At 67.7% G+C, this 15827-nt stretch carries 18 protein-coding genes; 5 read left to right on the top strand and 13 right to left on the bottom strand.

Features of this window, described 5'->3' with window-relative positions:
• The first annotated feature begins 25 nt into the window (after window positions 1–25).
• Window positions 26–529: a peptide-methionine (R)-S-oxide reductase MsrB gene (gene msrB, locus ACE3PU_RS05620; protein ID WP_374387537.1), complete on the top strand. Its 504-nt coding sequence runs from the start codon at window positions 26–28 to the stop codon at window positions 527–529.
• An 80-nt stretch (window positions 530–609) separates the two neighbouring features.
• Here the strand turns inward: msrB and ACE3PU_RS05615 are convergent, their stop codons facing one another.
• A complete protein-coding gene (locus ACE3PU_RS05615; RefSeq protein WP_374387535.1) occupies window positions 610–1434 on the bottom strand; it encodes an NAD(P)H-hydrate dehydratase in 825 nt (274 codons plus the stop codon).
• A gap of 116 nt (window positions 1435–1550) precedes the next feature.
• Here ACE3PU_RS05615 and ACE3PU_RS05610 point away from each other — a divergent pair, with 116 nt between their 5' ends.
• Both ACE3PU_RS05610 and glnA read left to right on the top strand, forming a co-directional pair.
• Window positions 1551–1889: a P-II family nitrogen regulator gene (locus ACE3PU_RS05610; protein WP_054765773.1), complete on the top strand. Its 339-nt coding sequence runs from the start codon at window positions 1551–1553 to the stop codon at window positions 1887–1889.
• 85 nt (window positions 1890–1974) lie between these two features.
• Window positions 1975–3381, top strand: coding sequence for a type I glutamate--ammonia ligase (gene glnA / locus ACE3PU_RS05605; protein WP_374387532.1), 1407 nt, complete (start codon window positions 1975–1977; stop codon window positions 3379–3381).
• 60 nt (window positions 3382–3441) lie between these two features.
• Here glnA and ACE3PU_RS05600 read toward each other — a convergent pair whose 3' ends face one another.
• Genes ACE3PU_RS05600 through ACE3PU_RS05585 form a run of 4 tightly spaced genes read right to left on the bottom strand, consistent with a single transcriptional unit; the run spans window position 3442 to window position 6255 of the window.
• Window positions 3442–4491 carry a serine hydrolase domain-containing protein gene (locus tag ACE3PU_RS05600; protein ID WP_374387530.1) on the bottom strand — a complete coding sequence of 350 codons (1050 nt, stop codon included), beginning with the start codon at window positions 4489–4491 and terminating at the stop codon, window positions 3442–3444.
• Between the two features lie 53 nt (window positions 4492–4544).
• Window positions 4545–5378 carry a twin-arginine translocase subunit TatC gene (gene tatC, locus ACE3PU_RS05595; protein ID WP_374387876.1) on the bottom strand — a complete coding sequence of 278 codons (834 nt, stop codon included), beginning with the start codon at window positions 5376–5378 and terminating at the stop codon, window positions 4545–4547.
• 44 nt (window positions 5379–5422) lie between these two features.
• Window positions 5423–6013 (bottom strand): Sec-independent protein translocase protein TatB, encoded by a 591-nt coding sequence (gene tatB, locus ACE3PU_RS05590; RefSeq protein WP_374387528.1) that lies wholly within the window; start codon window positions 6011–6013, stop codon window positions 5423–5425.
• Between the two features lie 23 nt (window positions 6014–6036).
• A complete protein-coding gene (locus ACE3PU_RS05585; protein WP_249750570.1) occupies window positions 6037–6255 on the bottom strand; it encodes a twin-arginine translocase TatA/TatE family subunit in 219 nt (72 codons plus the stop codon).
• A gap of 110 nt (window positions 6256–6365) precedes the next feature.
• Between ACE3PU_RS05585 and rnhA the strand changes: the two genes are divergently transcribed.
• On the top strand, window positions 6366–6818 hold the full coding sequence (gene rnhA, locus ACE3PU_RS05580; RefSeq protein ID WP_374387525.1) for a ribonuclease HI: 453 nt from the start codon (window positions 6366–6368) through the stop codon (window positions 6816–6818).
• Here rnhA and ACE3PU_RS05575 read toward each other — a convergent pair.
• From ACE3PU_RS05575 to kdsA, 8 genes are all read right to left on the bottom strand, one after another.
• Window positions 6815–7699, bottom strand: coding sequence for an MFS transporter (locus ACE3PU_RS05575; RefSeq protein WP_374387522.1), 885 nt, complete (start codon window positions 7697–7699; stop codon window positions 6815–6817). The genes rnhA and ACE3PU_RS05575 overlap by 4 nt on opposite strands.
• A complete protein-coding gene (locus ACE3PU_RS05570; RefSeq protein WP_374387520.1) occupies window positions 7678–8223 on the bottom strand; it encodes an MFS transporter in 546 nt (181 codons plus the stop codon). The genes ACE3PU_RS05575 and ACE3PU_RS05570 overlap by 22 nt, the downstream gene beginning before the upstream one ends.
• A gap of 34 nt (window positions 8224–8257) precedes the next feature.
• A complete protein-coding gene (locus ACE3PU_RS05565; RefSeq protein ID WP_374387518.1) occupies window positions 8258–8716 on the bottom strand; it encodes an NfeD family protein in 459 nt (152 codons plus the stop codon).
• Between the two features lie 12 nt (window positions 8717–8728).
• Window positions 8729–9733: an SPFH domain-containing protein gene (locus ACE3PU_RS05560; protein WP_374387516.1), complete on the bottom strand. Its 1005-nt coding sequence runs from the start codon at window positions 9731–9733 to the stop codon at window positions 8729–8731.
• A 76-nt stretch (window positions 9734–9809) separates the two neighbouring features.
• Window positions 9810–10916 (bottom strand): DUF3089 domain-containing protein, encoded by a 1107-nt coding sequence (locus ACE3PU_RS05555; protein WP_374387514.1) that lies wholly within the window; start codon window positions 10914–10916, stop codon window positions 9810–9812.
• Entirely contained in the window at window positions 10916–11905 is a 990-nt protein-coding gene (rfaD, locus tag ACE3PU_RS05550) for an ADP-glyceromanno-heptose 6-epimerase (protein WP_374387511.1), read from the bottom strand. Before rfaD ends, ACE3PU_RS05555 begins: the two co-directional genes overlap by 1 nt.
• Before the next feature lie 8 nt (window positions 11906–11913).
• A complete protein-coding gene (gene rfaE2 / locus ACE3PU_RS05545) occupies window positions 11914–13368 on the bottom strand; it encodes a D-glycero-beta-D-manno-heptose 1-phosphate adenylyltransferase (RefSeq protein ID WP_374387509.1) in 1455 nt (484 codons plus the stop codon).
• A 19-nt stretch (window positions 13369–13387) separates the two neighbouring features.
• A complete protein-coding gene (gene kdsA / locus ACE3PU_RS05540) occupies window positions 13388–14317 on the bottom strand; it encodes a 3-deoxy-8-phosphooctulonate synthase (RefSeq protein ID WP_374387507.1) in 930 nt (309 codons plus the stop codon).
• Window positions 14318–14375: 58 nt separating this feature from the next.
• Between kdsA and ACE3PU_RS05535 the strand changes: the two genes are divergently transcribed.
• Window positions 14376–15827 (top strand): deoxyribodipyrimidine photo-lyase, encoded by a 1452-nt coding sequence (locus tag ACE3PU_RS05535; protein WP_374387505.1) that lies wholly within the window; start codon window positions 14376–14378, stop codon window positions 15825–15827.

Below are 15827 nucleotides of genomic sequence, written 5' to 3'. Positions count from 1 at the left end.
CGCGGCTCCCATCGTAGTGGGAGTCATGGAACCGTTCGCACATCTTCATCGCCGCCGACTGCTGATGGGCGCGGGCGCGCTGCTCGCGTCGGCCTGTTCGCCGGAACCGGCCGACGCCGGAGAGGCGCAATATGCCGCCTCGCCATACCGCCGCGTCTCCGACGCCGAATGGCGACGTCGTTTGGGCGAGGACGCCTGGCGTATTCTGCGCCACGAGGGAACGGAGCGTCCTTACGCCAGTCCGCTGAACCAGGAACGCCGGCGGGGAACCTTCGTTTGCAGGGGCTGCGACCTGCCGCTGTTCCGGTCCAACTGGAAGTTCGATTCGGGCACGGGCTGGCCCAGCTTCTACACCGTCATGTCCGCCAACATCGGCCGCAAGCGCGATCGGGCTATCGGCATTCCGCGGACCGAATACCATTGCGCCCGTTGCCTGGGCCACCAGGGCCACGTCTTCAACGACGGCCCGCGACCGACGGGGCTGCGCTACTGCAACAACGGCGTCGCGCTGAAGTTCGTCGCGGCGTGACAAGCGATGGCTGCGACGTGCATCGCCTAAGATATATTATGCGAAATAGAGATGCATCGGGCCGATGACGTGCAGCCCGCCTAGGACTCTTTCCAGAGCGATTTGAGGATCTTCGGCAGCATTTCCGTCAGGTCCTCTGAAATCAGTCCCGGTCCAAAATCATCCGCCGCCTCGGCATGCATCCAGACGGCGGCGCACGCGGCGTCGAAGCTGTCCATGCGCTGGGCCAGCAGTCCGCCGATCATGCCGGCCAGGACGTCGCCTGAGCCCGCGGTGGCCAACCAGGGCGAGCCGTTGGTGTTGATGACCGCGCGACCGTCGGGCGCGGCGATGATTGTGCTGGCGCCCTTGAGCACGACGATGGCGCGGGCGCGTCTGGCCGCCTCGAGCGCCGCCGTTTCCCGGCCTTGCTCCAGCAGGTTCGGAAAAAGGCGTTCGAACTCGCCCTCGTGCGGCGTCAGGACATCGTCGCGGTCCAGAGCGGCGAACAGGTCGTCGCTGCGGCCCTTGAAGACGCTGAGGCCGTCGGCGTCGATCACCAAGGCCGCGCCGCCAAGCGCCACCGCGTTGACGTTGGCGACGGTCAGGTCGTCCAGACCAGCCGCCGGGCCGATCACCATGGCGTCCATCTGCTCGGCCTCTCGCGCCAGAGCCTCGGCGTTGGAGAACGGCGTCAGCATGATCGCCTCGATCGACGGCGCGATCGCCGCGGCCGCCTCCGGCGGACAGAAGATGCGCACCAGGCCCGCACCGATCCGCAGCCCAGCCCGCGCCGCCAGTCGCGCCGCACCTGTCTGGGTGGCCCGTCCGGACACCACGCCCAGCCGTCCCCGCGTATGCTTGTGCGTGTTCGCGTCCGGCCAGGGAAGATTTTTGCGCCAGATCGCGGGGTCGTTGGATTGCATCATCGTCTGCCCGTTATCAGTGAATTTTCTGCGAAAACCGCTTGCGTTCAGAGGCCTTGCCGTGTCCCATTCCCGCCCGAGCGGCGCTGCATTCCGCACGTCGTTCCGGGGTCGCCATGAAGAAGATCGAAGCCATCATCAAGCCTTTCAAGCTGGATGACGTCAAAGAGGCGCTCCAGGATGTGGGCGTGCAAGGCATGACGGTGCTGGAGGCCAAGGGATACGGCCGCCAGAAAGGTCATTCGGAGCTGTATCGCGGCGCCGAATACGTCATCGACTTCCTGCCCAAGATCAAGATCGAGGTCGTGGTCGCCGACGACCTCGCGCCTGCCGTGGTCGAGGCCATTCAGACCTCGGCCCGCACGGGCAAGATCGGCGACGGCAAGATCTTCGTCTCCGACGTCGCCGACGTGATCCGCATCCGCACCGGCGAGACCGGAGCCCAGGCCGTCTGAGTTCGCGTACCCTCCCCGTCGCTCGGCTCTGCGGGGTCGATCGTTCGGTTCCTCCCCAAAGACCAAGAAAACAGGACTTCCGAGAATGAGCGCCAGCAAGATCCTTAAGGAGATCAAGGAGAAGGACGTCAAATACGTCGACGTTCGCTTCACCGACACCCGCGGCAAGCTGCAGCATGTGACCTTCGACGTCGACCTGGTCGACGAGGATTTCCTGAACGAAGGCACCATGTTCGACGGTTCGTCGATCGCCGGCTGGAAGGCCATCAACGAGTCCGACATGCTGCTGAAGCCGGACCTGACCACGGCCTACATCGACCCGTTCTATCAGCAGACCACGATGTTCCTGTTCTGCGACGTGCTGAACCCGGACACTAACGAGCCCTACAACCGCGACAGCCGCTCAATGGCCAAGAAGGCCCTGGCCTATGTCCAGTCCTCGGGCGTGGGCGACGTGGTCTATTTCGGCCCGGAAGCCGAGTTCTTTATCTTCGACGACGTGCGCTGGTCGACCCAGCCGCACGACACCTCCTATTCGTATGACTCGACCGAGCTGCCGGCCAACACCGGCGCGGAGTATTCCGAAGGCAACATGGGCCACCGCCCCGGGCCCAAGGGCGGCTACTTCCCGGTCAATCCGGTCGATTCCGGCCAGGACCTGCGCGGCGAGATGCTGGGCGTCATGCGCGACCTGGGCCTGCAGCCCGAGAAGCACCACCACGAGGTGGCGCCGGCGCAGCACGAGCTGGGCCTGAAGTTCTCGGACCTGCTGACGATGGCGGACCGCCTGCAGCTGTACAAGTACGTGATCCACAACGTCGCCGCCGCCTACGGCAAGTCCGCCACCTTCATGGCCAAGCCGATGTTCGCCGACAACGGCTCGGGCATGCACGTGCACCAGTCGATCTGGCGCGACGGCAAGCCGCTGTTCGCGGGCGACAAATACGCCGGCCTCTCGCAGGAATGCCTGTGGTACATCGGCGGCATCATCAAGCACGCCAAGGCCATCAACGCCTTCTCCAACTCCACCACCAACAGCTACAAGCGCTTGGTGCCCGGCTATGAAGCCCCGGTGAAACTGGCCTACTCGGCCCGCAACCGCTCGGCCTCGATCCGGATCCCGCACGTCTCGTCGCCCAAGGCCAAGCGCCTGGAAGCCCGCTTCCCCGATCCGATGGGCAACCCCTATCTGACGTTCGTGGCCCTGCTGATGGCCGGCCTGGACGGGATCGAGAACCGCATCGATCCGGGCGCGCCCGCCGACAAGAACCTCTACGATCTGCCGCCGGAAGAGCGCGGCTCGATCCCCGAGGTCTGCGGCTCGCTGCGCGAAGCGCTCGAGAACCTCGACAAGGACCGCGCCTTCCTCAAGAAGGGCGGCGTCATGGATGACGACTTCATCGACGCCTACATCGAACTGAAGATGGAAGAGGTGATGCGCCTGCAACTGCATCCCCACCCCGTCGAGTTCGACATGTACTACAGCTGCTGATCGACAGCAGGGACTGAAGGCGGAGGCGCCGGACGGAAACCGTCCCGCGCCTTTGTCGTTCTAGGCGACGGCGCCCTGCTCCGCCGCCGGGACGACGCCATGGTCCAGCAGCGCGTGCAGGGCGTCGACATGGCCGTCACGGCTCTGGACCGGCGCGGAATCGGACGTCATCACGACCGTCAGGCGCAGGTCCGGCACGACGAAGACCATCTGTCCGCCATAGCCCCACGCGAAGAAGACCTCGTAGCGACCGGAGCGGCGAATCCACCAGCCATAGCCGTAGGGGTTGCCGCTCCAGCGCGAGGTCCCCCTGCCCCGCCACGACGCCTCGACCCAGCCCTCCGGCAGGACGCGGCGCCCTTGGTGCAGGCCGTCGTTGCGATAAAGCTCGCCAAAGGTCAGCAGCGCGACGGGCGACAACCGCATGTCATTTCCGCCGAAATAAACGCCCTGCGTATCTGCCGGCCAGGAGGGTATGTCGATCCCCAACGGCTCGCCCAGCCAGTCGCGGGCCAACGCCAGGGTCGAGCGGCCGGAGGCCCGCGTCAGGCAGGCCGAGGTCAGATGAGATGTGCCGGTGGAATAGACCATGCGCCCGCCGGGCTCCGCCTCGAACGGTCGCGCCAGGGCGTATCGAACCCAGTCACGGCTCGAGACCCACGCGCCGTAGTTCGCCCCCGAGGTGGACCCCAGGCCTGCCTGCATCGACAGCAGGTCGCCGATAGTCACCTCCGCCAGGCGCGGGTCCGGCGTCGCCGGAAAACGGTCGGCCAGAAATGCGGAGATCGGCTGCTCGACACCTTGGAACACCCCCTGCCCGATCGCGATCCCGCCCAGGGCGGCGATCACCGACTTGGAGGCCGACTTGATGTTGACCGGCGTCTCCAGCGAAGGACCGCGCCAGGTGCGTTCGAACAGACGCTGGCCGTCGCGGGCGACGATCATGGCGTGCAGCTTGGGCAGCGCCTCCGCGCTGGCCGCGACGCGGTCCATCACGGCCGCATTCAGGCCTTGCGTGGGCGCAGGCGGCGGCAGGACGTCGGCCGCCTGGCTGCAGCCGTGTCCAAAGGGAAGGGTCAGGCCGGCGGCGAGAAGCGTACGTCGATGCATCGGCGGTTCAACAGGCGAGGCGCCCGCTTCGTTGCCGCCTGCGACGAAGCGCGTCAGGCCGCCTCGGCCTCCAGCGCATCGGCCTTGTCGCGCCGCAGCTCGATGATGCGCACGCACCAGATCGAGATCTCGTAGAGAATGACCAGGGGCACGGCGAGCATCAGCTGGCTGATCGGGTCTGGCGGCGTGACGACGGCGGCCACCACGACCACGGCGACGATGGCGTAGCGCCGCCCGGCCGACATCAGCTTGGAGTTGATCAGCCCCGCCAGTCCCAGCAGCGTCATCACGACCGGCAGTTGGAAGCACAGGCCAAAGGCCAGCAACAGCGCCGTGACCAGGCTGAGATAGTCCGACACTTTCGGCAGCAGATTGGCCTGGATGCCGTCGCCGACGATCTGCTGGCTCAGCGAGAACCACATGACGAACGGCAGCATGACGAAATAGACCAGAGCCGCCCCCAGCAGGAACAGCAGCGGTGCGGCGATCAGGAAGGGCGCGAAGGCGCCCCGTTCGTTGCGGTAAAGCCCCGGCGCGACGAATCGGTACAGCTGCCAGGCGAGGATCGGAAACGCGACGAAGACCGCGCCGAAGCCGGCCAGCTTCATCTTGGTGAACAGGATTTCCAGCGGCGCCGTGTAGATCAGGTTGACCGTCTGCCCGTCGATGTGCGGCAGCGCCTTCAGGCCCGCCGTTCCCAGGATCAGGTCGATGGGTGACACGTGGCCGTGTGGGCCGACCGAGGCGTAAAACGCTTGGGCCGCCGCGAACGGCTTCACCAGAAACAGGTAGATCGGCTCCGAGAAGGCGAAGCACAGGATGAAGCCGGCCGCGAAGGCGATCACGCAAACCAGCAGCCGGCTCCTGAGTTCGATCAGGTGGTCCATCAGCGGCGCGCGCGACGCCTCGATTTCGTCCTCGTCGCGATCGGTCACTGCTCGGCGGCCTTCTTGCGCTGGGTCTTTCTGGCGGGCGCAGCCTTGGTCGCAGCCGTGGGCTTCTTCGCCGGCTTCGAAGCGGACTTGGGCTTGGGCGCGGCCGTCTTGGCGGCGGCCGGCTTGGCGGCGGCCGGCTTGGCGGCGGCGCCACTGGACTTCGGCGTGGAGCCGACCGGGGCCGCCGGCTCAGGGCGCTCGGTCGCGGGTTCAGCCACCGGCGTATCGGGCCATTCGTCGGCTGCCGGAGTCATCTCCGGGACGCTGGCCGCCGACGGCGCCTCAAGCGGCTTGGTCAGTTCGCTGTTGATGTCCTTGAAGGCGTTCTGCGCCTCCTGGCCCAGCGGATACATCCCCTGCCCGGTTCGCAGCGCCTCGACCTCCTTGCGCAGGTCGTCCAGTTCGGACTGGCGCGCCATCTCGTCGAAGCTGGAGCGGAACTCGTTGGCCATGGCGCGCGCCTTGGCGACCATCTGACCGACGCGACGCATCAGCACAGGCAGATCCTTTGGCCCCACCACGAGCAGGGCCACCAGACCGATCACGACAATTTCGAATCCCCCGATACCGGGGCCAAGCCCGCCCATGCGTCAGCCCTTGCAGACGACGACTAGCGCTTGATCTCTTCCTTCTCGGCGTCGGTGCGCGGCAGCGAGCTGACGCCGTCATGCGGGCCGTCCTTCTTGCCGTCGTCCGACAGGCCGTCCTTGAAGGCGCGAATGCCCTTGGCCGCGTCGCCCATGATGCTGGACAGCTTGCCGCGACCGCCGAACAGCAGGGCGATGACGACAATGACGATGGCCCAATGCCAGATGCTCATGGAGCCCATGGCGTATTCTCCTCGCGAGGACCGATGGTCGGTCCCGTCCACTATTCTTCGCCCCGCATATAGGCCGAGTGATGGCCCCGCGCCAAGGGAGGCTGTAGGTCTGCGCGACCATGAGTCTCTCCGATCACGTCATCATCCACACCGACGGCGCCTGCAAGGGCAATCCCGGCCCCGGCGGCTGGGGCGCCGTGCTGCAGACCGGCGGCGGGCATCAGAAGGAACTGTGGGGCGGCGAACCCAATACGACCAACAATCGCATGGAGCTGATGGCCGCCATCATGGCGCTGGAGGCGCTGAAACGGCCGTGCCGTGTCGAGCTGCATACCGACAGCAAATACGTCATGCAGGGCATCACCGAATGGATGCGCGGCTGGAAGGCGCGCGGCTGGCTGACCGCCGACAAGAAGCCCGTCAAGAACGCCGAACTGTGGCAACGGCTGGATGCGGCGCGGGCCCGCCACGACGTCAAATGGCGCTGGGTCAAGGGACACGCGGGGCACGAGTTGAACGAACGCGCCGACCAGTTGGCGAACCGCGGCGTGGCGGAACTCCCCCGGCGTTAAACCGCCTCGACTTCCTTGTCCGGTTCGGACGGTCGGCGCCGGATGCGCGAGCCGCTCATGACCGCGCCGAACAGGGCCGCGACGGCGGCGAGCTGGAAGCCGTGCCCCACGCCCGCCACCGGCGCCGTCGCCAGCAGGAAGGCGACCACGACCGCGCCCAGCGACTGGCCCAGCACCCGCGCCGTGCCCAGGGCGCCGCCCGCCGCGCCCGCCCGCTCCCTGGGGGCCTCCGACAGCATGGCGCGGTTGTTCGGCGACTGGAAGAAGCCGAAACCGGCCCCGCAGACGGCCATGCGCCAGATGACGTCGAACTTCGACGCGTCCGGCTCCAGGAAGCTGAGCGCCATCAGGCCGCAGGCGAACAGGCTCAGGCCGATCGCGCCCAGGACGCCGGCGGAATGCCGGTCGGACAGCCAGCCGGCCAGGGGCGCCGCCACCATGGTCGCCAGCGGCCAGGGCGTCATGAGAAGGCCCGTCTCGACCGCGCTGAGCCCCAATGACCCTTGCAGGAAGAACGGCAGGGCGACGAAGGCCATCATCTGGGCAGTGAAGGATATGATCGATGTGGCCACGGACAGGGCGAACATCGGTCGGCCCAGAAGATCCAGCGGGATCAGCGGCGCCGCGCGGGGCTTCTCGTGTCTGACCAGAAGGACGCCAGCCGCCAGACCCGCGCCGGTCAGACCGAAGCCGAGCACGGACGCCTCCCCGTGCGCCAGGGCCTGCAGACCCGTGATGACAAGCCCGAACGCCGCCGCGCTCAACGCTGCGCCGGTCCAGTTCAGCGCTCGGTTCTGAAGTGGATTGTGCGGCAGGGTGAAGCCCGCCAGCGACACCGCCAGCAGGCCGATGGGAATGTTCAGGGCGAGAGCCAGCGCCAATGGCCCACGGATAGGATAGCGCCGGCGATCGTTGGTCCGGCCGCGGCGGCCAGCGAAACGATCACGGCGTTGATGCCCACCGCTCGGCCCAGCATCCGGTGCGGATAGGTGAAACGGACCAACGCGCCGTTGACGCTCATGATGCCCGCCGCGCCGAAGCCCTGAACCACGCGCGCCAGGCTCAGGGTCGCGATGGAATCGGCCAGCACGCAGCCGATCGAGGCCAGGGTGAAGACCGCCAGTCCAGCCTGGGACACGCGGCGATAGCCGACGATCTCGCCCAGCGACGCCAGCGGCAACAGGGCCACGACGATCGCAATCTGATAGGCGTTGACGATCCAGATGGACGCCGCCTCGGACGCTCTCAGATCCTGCGCGATCGACGGCAGGGCCACATTGGCGATCGCCCCGTCCAGCACGGCCAGGGTGATGCCAAGGCCGATGGAGACGATGGCCCAGTAGCGCCTGGGAACCGGAAGCCCGTCCTGCAGGGGTGGAACGGCGACGGACGAGGAAGCGGTCATGCCCGTCCAACGGTCGTCGACGGCTGACGTTGCCTCAGGCCGACGCCCTGACCTTCAGCAGCGATCCGTTGATCTGGTCGACGATCACGTCCTGCCCCGCCGGCGGGGCCTCGCCCTCGATCTCGGCCGACCATTCCGCGCCCGAGATGAAGACGCGCCCTCGGCCGTGAACGAACGGCTCCACCACCCGCGCGCGCTGGCCGATCAGGCGAACGTCGCAGTCGTTCACGTCGGGTCCGGACGGATTGGCCTTGCCGACCAGACGGCGCGACAAGAGCGTGGCGACGACCGTCAGTATGGCGAAGATGGCGACCTCGGCGGCCAGGCCTGGGCGAAATCCGACGGCGGTCAGCACCGCCACGATCCCGGCCGAGACCGCCGGCCACAAGAGCCATTCGGTCGACAGCATCGCCTCGATCGCCAGCAGCAACACGCCGATGGCCAGCCAGATCCAGAAGGGCTGGACGGCGTAGAGCTCGACAAGCGCATTCATGGTTCAGCCTCCTCAGGCGGTCGGCGGCACGACGCCGCCGGCGGCCGGGCGACGCGGCGGGCGGGGCGCAGCCGACGGGGTCGTCGGGGTCGGCCCCTCGCGTTGCTGGCCCTTGGCCAGTCCGACCATCTCGCCGATGCCGGCGATGGTGCCGACCAGGGCGCCCATCTCGGCGGGCACGATGACCGTGCGCTGTTGCGGGCTGCGGGCCAGTTCAGCGAAGGCCTCGACGTACTTCTGGGCCACGAAGTAGTTGATGGCGTTCACGTCGCCGCGCGCGATCGCTTCCGACACCATGGCGGTGGCGCGCGCCTCGGCCTCGGCTTCGCGTTCGCGGGCTTCGGCGTCGCGGAAGGCGGCCTCCTTGCGGCCCTCGGCCTGGAGGATGGCGGCCTGCTTGGCGCCCTCGGCGCGCGCGATGGCGGCGGCCTTTTCGCCATCGGCTTCGGTGATGACGGCGCGACGTTCGCGCTCGGCCTTCATCTGCCGGGCCATAGCGTTGGTGATGTCGGTCGGCGGCGTCAGATCCTTGATCTCGATGCGGTTGACCTTGACGCCCCACGGCTCGGTCGCCGCGTCGATGACGTGCAGCAGACGGGTGTTGATGCTGTCACGCTGGCTCAGCACCTCATCCAGCTCCATCGACCCGACCACGGTCCGCAGATTGGTCATGCACAGTTGCGAGATGGCGTAGGGCAGATCGTCGACGCGATAGGCGGCCTTGGCGGCGTCCATCACCTGGATGAAGACGATGCCGTCGACCTTGACCATGGCGTTGTCTTTGGTGATCACTTCTTGCGTTGGAACATCAAGCACTTGTTCCATCATGTTCATGCGTCGCCCGACCCTCTCGATGAACGGGGTCAGAAAGCCGATCCCCGGCGACAGGGTCTTGGTGTATTTGCCGAAGCGCTCGATCGTGAACTCGCGTCCCTGCGGCACGATCTTGATCACGCTGAACAGCAGGGCGACGGCCAGCAGCAGCACGACGCCGGCGAAGATTGTGGTCACGTCCATCCAGTTCCTCCTCTTGCAGGCGAAGCGTACTCGCCTCGCGCGAGCGGCGCCATAGAAACCCGACGGCGTTCGCCGATTAGGCGGCGGCGGCCTGCTGGACGTAAGCGGTCAGTCTCGCCGCAACGTCAGCTTCAAGATCGCCGTAGAAAAGGTTGTAAGGGCGGGTCTTTCTTCGATCGGACCAGTTGCCGCGCTCGCGGAAGGACTCAAGGTCGGGCCGGCTGTGGCGCAGAAGGCCGTCGCGGCATTGGGCCGACACTTCCCGCGCGATCAGGGCCGGGCGGGCGCCCCATTCCAGTCCCGTCGCATTGGTTGCGCCGCGATGCATGCGCGCCGAGGCGTCCTCCTGCCCGGTCGAGCCGGTGATCGGATTGACGCACAGCGCCGCGCGGCCGTTCAGCTCGACCAGTCTTCCGCGGTCGTCCCACACCAGCGCGCGCCTCATGCGTCGGTTCGCCGCCCCGTCGTCGCCTTCGCCGACTTCCGACCACGCCACGATGCAGTGGATCTGGCGTCGGGTCGCGCAGGCCGGCGTGCCTGGCGCCAGACGGTCGGCGGCGACGATGGCGTCCATCAGATAGGCGGCCACCAGTCGCCGACGCAGCGCCGGGTCGTTCGCCACCCGCTCGCGCACCAATCGGTCCAGGAGATCGGCGCCCTGCTCGACGCCCGCCAGAACAATGGGGCCTTCAGGGTGCCGCTGCAGCCATGTCTCGAAGGCGGCCTCCACGTCGCCGTAAGCGAAGGCTCGCGCCTCGCGCGCATCGTCACGCAGGGTCAGGCGGGTGTATAGGCTGGCCTGTCGGTAATGGGGGGCGCTGACCGATCCCGCCCGGGCGAAGGGGGCGGCGTAGTTGGGCAGGACCACGCGGCGCAGATAGGCGTTCGCCTGCGCGTCGCCGATCGGGGCGTTCCAGTCCCGCCCTCCGTCGAAGGTGGTGGAATGAACGAAGAAGACCGCGGCCGGCCCGGCGCCCTCCACCCGCGCATCCAGCATCGCCCAGGACGCCGCGCTTTCATAGTTCGGGGCCGGCGGCGGATCATAGGTCTGGAACGGCACCTGCGGATCCAGCGCGGCTCTCAGGATGTCGCCGCGCCAGACGGCGACGGCCAGGGTCAGCAGAAGAATCAGGCCGAAGCCCGAATAGCCGACCCATTGCCTGAAGCTCAGCCGGCTCTGCATCAGCGATAGGGGTCCGGTCTGGACAGGAAGTCCTGGACATAACGCCGGACCCCCTCCTCCAGCGGCGTGGACTGGCCGCCGAAACCGGCGGCGCGCACGCGGTCCATGCGGGCTTGAGTGAAGTACTGGTACCGGTCGCGGATGACCTCGGGCATGTCGACATAGGCGATCGACGCTTCCTTGCCGGCGGCCGCGAACGTCGCTCGCGCCAGGTCGGCAAAGGACCGCGCCTGGCCGGAACCCGCGTTGAACACGCCCGACACCTCGGGCGACTGCAACAGCCATTCGACGATGTCGACCACATCGTCGACATAGACGAAGTCCCGCAACTGGCCGCCATCGGCGTAGTTCGGGTTGTGCGACCGGAACAGGCTCACGGTCTCGCCCGCCGCGACCTTGGGCCAGATCTGGGCCACGACGGATTTCATCCCGCCCTTGTGGCCCTCGTTCGGGCCATAGACGTTGAAGAACTTCAGCCCGGCCCACTGACGCGGCGCCTGGCCGCGGTCCGCCTGTCGCACTGCATACTGATCGAACAGAAGTTTTGAATAGCCATAGGCGTTTAGCGGGCGAAGCTGAGACAGAGACTCCGCATCGTCATCGTCGTTGAAGCCGGTGTCGCCGTCGCCATAGGTCGCCGCCGAGGAGGCGTAGAGCATCCGGGCCCCGCGCAGAGCGCACCAATCCCAGATGTCGCGCGACAGGGTGAAGTTGGTCCGCAGGATCAGGTCCGCGTCCGGCTCGGTGGTGGACGAGATCGCCCCCATGTGGACCACGGCCTCGATCCGGTCGGCGTGGCGCTCCAGCTGGTCGAACAGGTCTTCCGGCGCCCACAGGTCGACGACGGCGTGCTTGGCGATGTTCTTCCACTTGGCCAGGTCGGCGGTCTCCAGCCGATCGCAGACCACCACGTCGTAGGCGGTTTCCGCCGTCAGCCTCGCCACGATGTTGGAGCCGATGAAGCCGGCTCCGCCGGTCACTACGATCATCCTCGGCGTCACTGGGCGCTCCCCGTCATCTTCTCGATCGTGCGGGTGGTGGAGAACCCGTCCTTGAAGTCGGCCAGGCGGACCACGCCGCCCCAGCTTTCGACCAGATCGCCGCCGACCACGCCTTCGCGCGTGTAATCCGAGCCCTTGATGAGGACGTCGGGCCGCAATCGCTCGATCAGGGCGATGGGGGTCGGATCGTCGAAACTGGTCACGCGATCGACGCTGGCCAGGCCGCCGATGACGACGGCGCGGCTGTCTAGGTCGTTGACGGGCCGGCCCTCGCCTTTGAGACGCCGAACGGAAGCGTCGGTGTTTAGCGCCACCACCAGCCGGTCGCACCAGCTGCGGGCCTGGGCCAGATAGGCGACATGACCGCGGTGCAGGATGTCGAAACAGCCGTTGGTGAAGCCGACCTTCAGCCCCTGCCGGCGCCAGGCCTCGACCTCGGCGGCCAGTTCGTCCAGCGGCGTCACCTTGGCCTGGGCGGCGACGGCGTGCTGGCTCAGTTCCGCCTCGATCAGTTCGGCGGGCGTGACCACGGCGGTGCCGGCCTTGCCCACCACCACGCCCGAGGCCAGGATGGCGAACTGCACCGCCGTTTCTAGCGACGCTCCCGCGCCCAGCGCCAGGCCCAGCGAGGCCAGGACGGTGTCGCCGGCGCCCGAAACGTCGAACACTTCCCGCGCCCGGCCGGGAAAATGCCGCACGGGCCCGCCCCGCCGCATCAGGCTCATGCCCTTGCCCGCACGCGTCACGACGATCGCCTTGGCCGTCGTGGCGGCCAGAAGCGCGGCCAGCGCCGTCTCGACCTCGGCGTTGGTTTCGACCGGGAGGCCCGTGGCCCCCGCCAGCTCAGAGGCGTTGGGCTTTATGACGTCCACCGCGCCATAACGGGCGAAGTCGCGCCCCTTGGGATCGACGATCACCGCCACGCCCGTCTCGTGCGCGGTTTTCAAAGCGGCGGCGATCAGGCCGTCGCTGACCACGCCCTTGGCGTAATCGGACAGAAGAATGACCGAAGCCTCTGCAAAGGCGTCGGAATCCCGAATCTCGACCCCCGCCTCTTCTTCGTCCAGCCTCAGCAGCTGTTGGCCGGCGGCGACGAAGCGGGTCTTGACGATCGTGGTCGCGCCGGCCAGCCGCGACACGAAGTCGGCCACGCGATCCTCGGCTGCGATCAGTTCGCGCAACTCCTGCCCGGCGGCGTCGTCGCCGGCGACAGCGCCCAGGCGCGCCAGGCCGCCCAGCGCCGCGACGTTGCGCGCCACATTGCCGACTCCGCCCGGCATGGCGGTGGTGCGGCGGGTCCTGAGAACCGGAATCGGCGCCTCGGGCGAGATGCGGCTGACCTCGCCATAGACGTAGCGATCCAGCATCAGATCGCCGACGCAGGCCGCCTTCAGGTCACGCACGCGCTCCAGCAGCTTCTGCAGGGCGCCGAGATCAAGCGTATCGGACATGCAGCCCGGCCTAGAGGATTCAGGCCGCCAGCGCCACCGGCCCCTTGGCGCCGGTCTTGATGGCCAGATCATCGAAGGCGATCAGCTGCGCCGCCAGCGCCTCGAACTGGTCCAGCGGCACCATGTTGGGGCCGTCCGACGGGGCGTTGTCGGGGTCGGGGTGAGTCTCCATGAAGACCGCGTCCACGCCGACCGAGACGGCGGCGCGGGCCAGCACCGGCACGAACTCGCGCTGGCCGCCCGAGGACGTGCCCTGCCCGCCCGGCTGCTGCACGCTGTGGGTCGCGTCGAACACGACCGGGCAGCCGATGTCGCGCAGCACCGGCAGGGCGCGCATGTCGCTGACCAGGGTGTTGTAGCCGAAGCTGGCGCCCCGCTCGCACGCCATGACGTTGGGATTACCCGCGCCGACCACCTTGGCGATCACGTTCTTCATGTCCCAAGGGGCGAGGAACTGACCCTTCTTGATGTTGATCGCCTTGCCGGTCGCGGCGGCGGCCAAAAGCAGGTCGGTCTGGCGGCTGAGGAAGGCGGGAATCTGCAACACGTCGACGACCTCGCCCACCGGAGCGCACTGCGCTTCGGAGTGGACGTCGGTCAGGGTCGGCAGGCCGACGGTCTCCCGGATCTCGGCGAAGATCGGCATGGCGTCCTTCAGGCCGATGCCGCGCGCGGCGCTGGCCGAGGTGCGGTTCGCCTTGTCGAAGCTGGTCTTGTAGATGATGCCGACGTTCAGCCGCGCGCCGATCTCCTTCAGCGCATGGGCCGTCTCCAGCGCATGCTGGCGGCTTTCCATCTGGCAGGGACCGGCGATGAAGGCGATCCGGGCGCCGCCGCCGATGACGACAGGCGTCCGAAGACCTTCGGACAACGTAATGACGGCGTTGGGTCGGCTCACGGCGGCTCTCTTGCAATCTGGTTTCGCGGGCGCGGTCCATGCCGCATCCATGAGGCCAACAGGTGGCGCTCATTCAGGTTGAGCGCAAGTTATCACGGAGTTCGCCCGCGTGGCCACCAAGCCCGTCATCCTCTGGTTCCGTCGCGACCTTCGGCTGCATGACAATCCCGCCCTGAACCACGCGGCCGAGACCGGGCGGCCCATCGTGCCGGTATTCATCCTGGACGACGGCCACGGTCGTCCGATCGGCGCCGCCTCGCGCTGGTGGTTGGACAAGTCGCTGCGGGCGCTGGACGGCGCCTTGCGCGACCGCGGCGGCCGGCTGGTGCTCCGGCGCGGCGATTCGCTGGGCGAGTTGCAGCGGCTGATCCGCGAAACCGGCGCCGACGCCGTCTTCATGAACCGGCTCTTCGAGCCCGTCGCCTTCGAGAAAGACGCAGACGTCGCCCACGCGCTGAAGGCGGACGGCGTGGATTGCCGCGGCTTCAACGGCGCCCTGCTGTGCCGTCCTGGCGGGGTGCTGAACGGCTCGGGGCAGCCGTACAAGGTCTTCACGCCGTTTCTGAAGGCGCTGCTGGCTCAGGCCGAGCCGCCGGAACACACCCTGGGGCCGCGCCGCATCGACACGCCGCAGGTGGGCAGCGACCCCCTGGAAGATTGGAAGCTGCATCCGTCGAATCCGGACTGGTCGGCGCGCTTCGACTGGACGCCCGGCGAGGCCAGCGCTTCGGACGCCTTGTCCGATTTCCTGTCTAAGGGGCTGAAATCCTACGCCGAAGGCCGCGACTATCCTGACCGACCGGCGACCAGCCGCCTGTCTCCCCATCTGCACTTTGGCGAGATCAGCCCCTGGCGCGCCGTCATCCAGGCCCGGGCGGCCGCGCAGGCGGGCCGCGTTCCCGCCGCCGAGGCCGAGAAGTTCATCGCCGAGCTAGGCTGGCGCGAATTCTCCGCCCATCTGCTGCACCACTTCCCCTACATGACCGAACGGGCCTTCCGGCCAGAGTACGACGCCATGCCCTGGAGCCATGCGCCGGCTGCTCTTGAGGCCTGGAAACGCGGCCGGACCGGCTATCCGCTGGTCGACGCCGGCATGCGCCAGCTCTGGGCGACCGGCTGGATGCACAATCGGGTGCGGATGGTGGTCGCCTCATTCCTGGTCAAACACCTGATGATCGACTGGCGCGAGGGCGAGGCGTGGTTCTGGGACACTCTGGTCGACGCCGACCTGGGAAACAATGTGCAGAACTGGCAGTGGATCGCGGGATCGGGCGCCGACGCCTCGCCCTGGTTCCGCATCTTCAATCCGGTCGCTCAGAGCCAGAAGTTCGACGCCCGCGGCGGCTATGTCCGCCGCTGGGTCCCGGAGCTGGCGCGCCTGCCCGACAAGTGGCTGCACGCGCCCTGGACCGCGCCCGAAGACGTCCTGCGCCGCGCCGGCGTTCGCCTGGGCCACGACTACCCCAAGCCTATCGTCGATCACGACGCGGCGCGCGCCCGGGCGCTGGATGCGCTCAAGGCCGTGAGCGGCCGGGGCGACGACGCCAGCGACCGCGATTGA

This window comes from Brevundimonas sp. (genome assembly GCF_041911375.1).
Classification (GTDB): Bacteria; Pseudomonadota; Alphaproteobacteria; order Caulobacterales; family Caulobacteraceae; genus Brevundimonas.
This window is presented reverse-complemented; position numbering and strand designations above follow the sequence as displayed.

Excerpts from the sequence above, each read along its gene's own strand:
- ACE3PU_RS05555 (WP_374387514.1), bottom strand. The coding sequence starts at position 10,916 with ATGCAGAGCCGGCTGAGCTTCAGGCAATGGGTCGGCTATTCGGGCTTC.
- rnhA (WP_374387525.1), top strand. The coding sequence starts at position 6,366 with ATGAGTCTCTCCGATCACGTCATCATCCACACCGACGGCGCCTGCAAG.
- ACE3PU_RS05560 (WP_374387516.1), bottom strand. The coding sequence starts at position 9,733 with ATGGACGTGACCACAATCTTCGCCGGCGTCGTGCTGCTGCTGGCCGTC.
- ACE3PU_RS05585 (WP_249750570.1), bottom strand. The coding sequence starts at position 6,255 with ATGGGCTCCATGAGCATCTGGCATTGGGCCATCGTCATTGTCGTCATC.
- rfaE2 (WP_374387509.1), bottom strand. The coding sequence starts at position 13,368 with ATGTCCGATACGCTTGATCTCGGCGCCCTGCAGAAGCTGCTGGAGCGC.
- ACE3PU_RS05610 (WP_054765773.1), top strand. The coding sequence starts at position 1,551 with ATGAAGAAGATCGAAGCCATCATCAAGCCTTTCAAGCTGGATGACGTC.
- rfaD (WP_374387511.1), bottom strand. The coding sequence starts at position 11,905 with ATGATCGTAGTGACCGGCGGAGCCGGCTTCATCGGCTCCAACATCGTG.
- kdsA (WP_374387507.1), bottom strand. The coding sequence starts at position 14,317 with ATGGATGCGGCATGGACCGCGCCCGCGAAACCAGATTGCAAGAGAGCC.
- ACE3PU_RS05565 (WP_374387518.1), bottom strand. The coding sequence starts at position 8,716 with ATGAATGCGCTTGTCGAGCTCTACGCCGTCCAGCCCTTCTGGATCTGG.
- tatB (WP_374387528.1), bottom strand. The coding sequence starts at position 6,013 with ATGGGCGGGCTTGGCCCCGGTATCGGGGGATTCGAAATTGTCGTGATC.
- ACE3PU_RS05615 (WP_374387535.1), bottom strand. The coding sequence starts at position 1,434 with ATGCAATCCAACGACCCCGCGATCTGGCGCAAAAATCTTCCCTGGCCG.
- ACE3PU_RS05600 (WP_374387530.1), bottom strand. The coding sequence starts at position 4,491 with ATGCATCGACGTACGCTTCTCGCCGCCGGCCTGACCCTTCCCTTTGGA.
- tatC (WP_374387876.1), bottom strand. The coding sequence starts at position 5,378 with ATGGACCACCTGATCGAACTCAGGAGCCGGCTGCTGGTTTGCGTGATC.
- msrB (WP_374387537.1), top strand. The coding sequence starts at position 26 with ATGGAACCGTTCGCACATCTTCATCGCCGCCGACTGCTGATGGGCGCG.
- ACE3PU_RS05570 (WP_374387520.1), bottom strand. The coding sequence starts at position 8,223 with ATGACCGCTTCCTCGTCCGTCGCCGTTCCACCCCTGCAGGACGGGCTT.
- glnA (WP_374387532.1), top strand. The coding sequence starts at position 1,975 with ATGAGCGCCAGCAAGATCCTTAAGGAGATCAAGGAGAAGGACGTCAAA.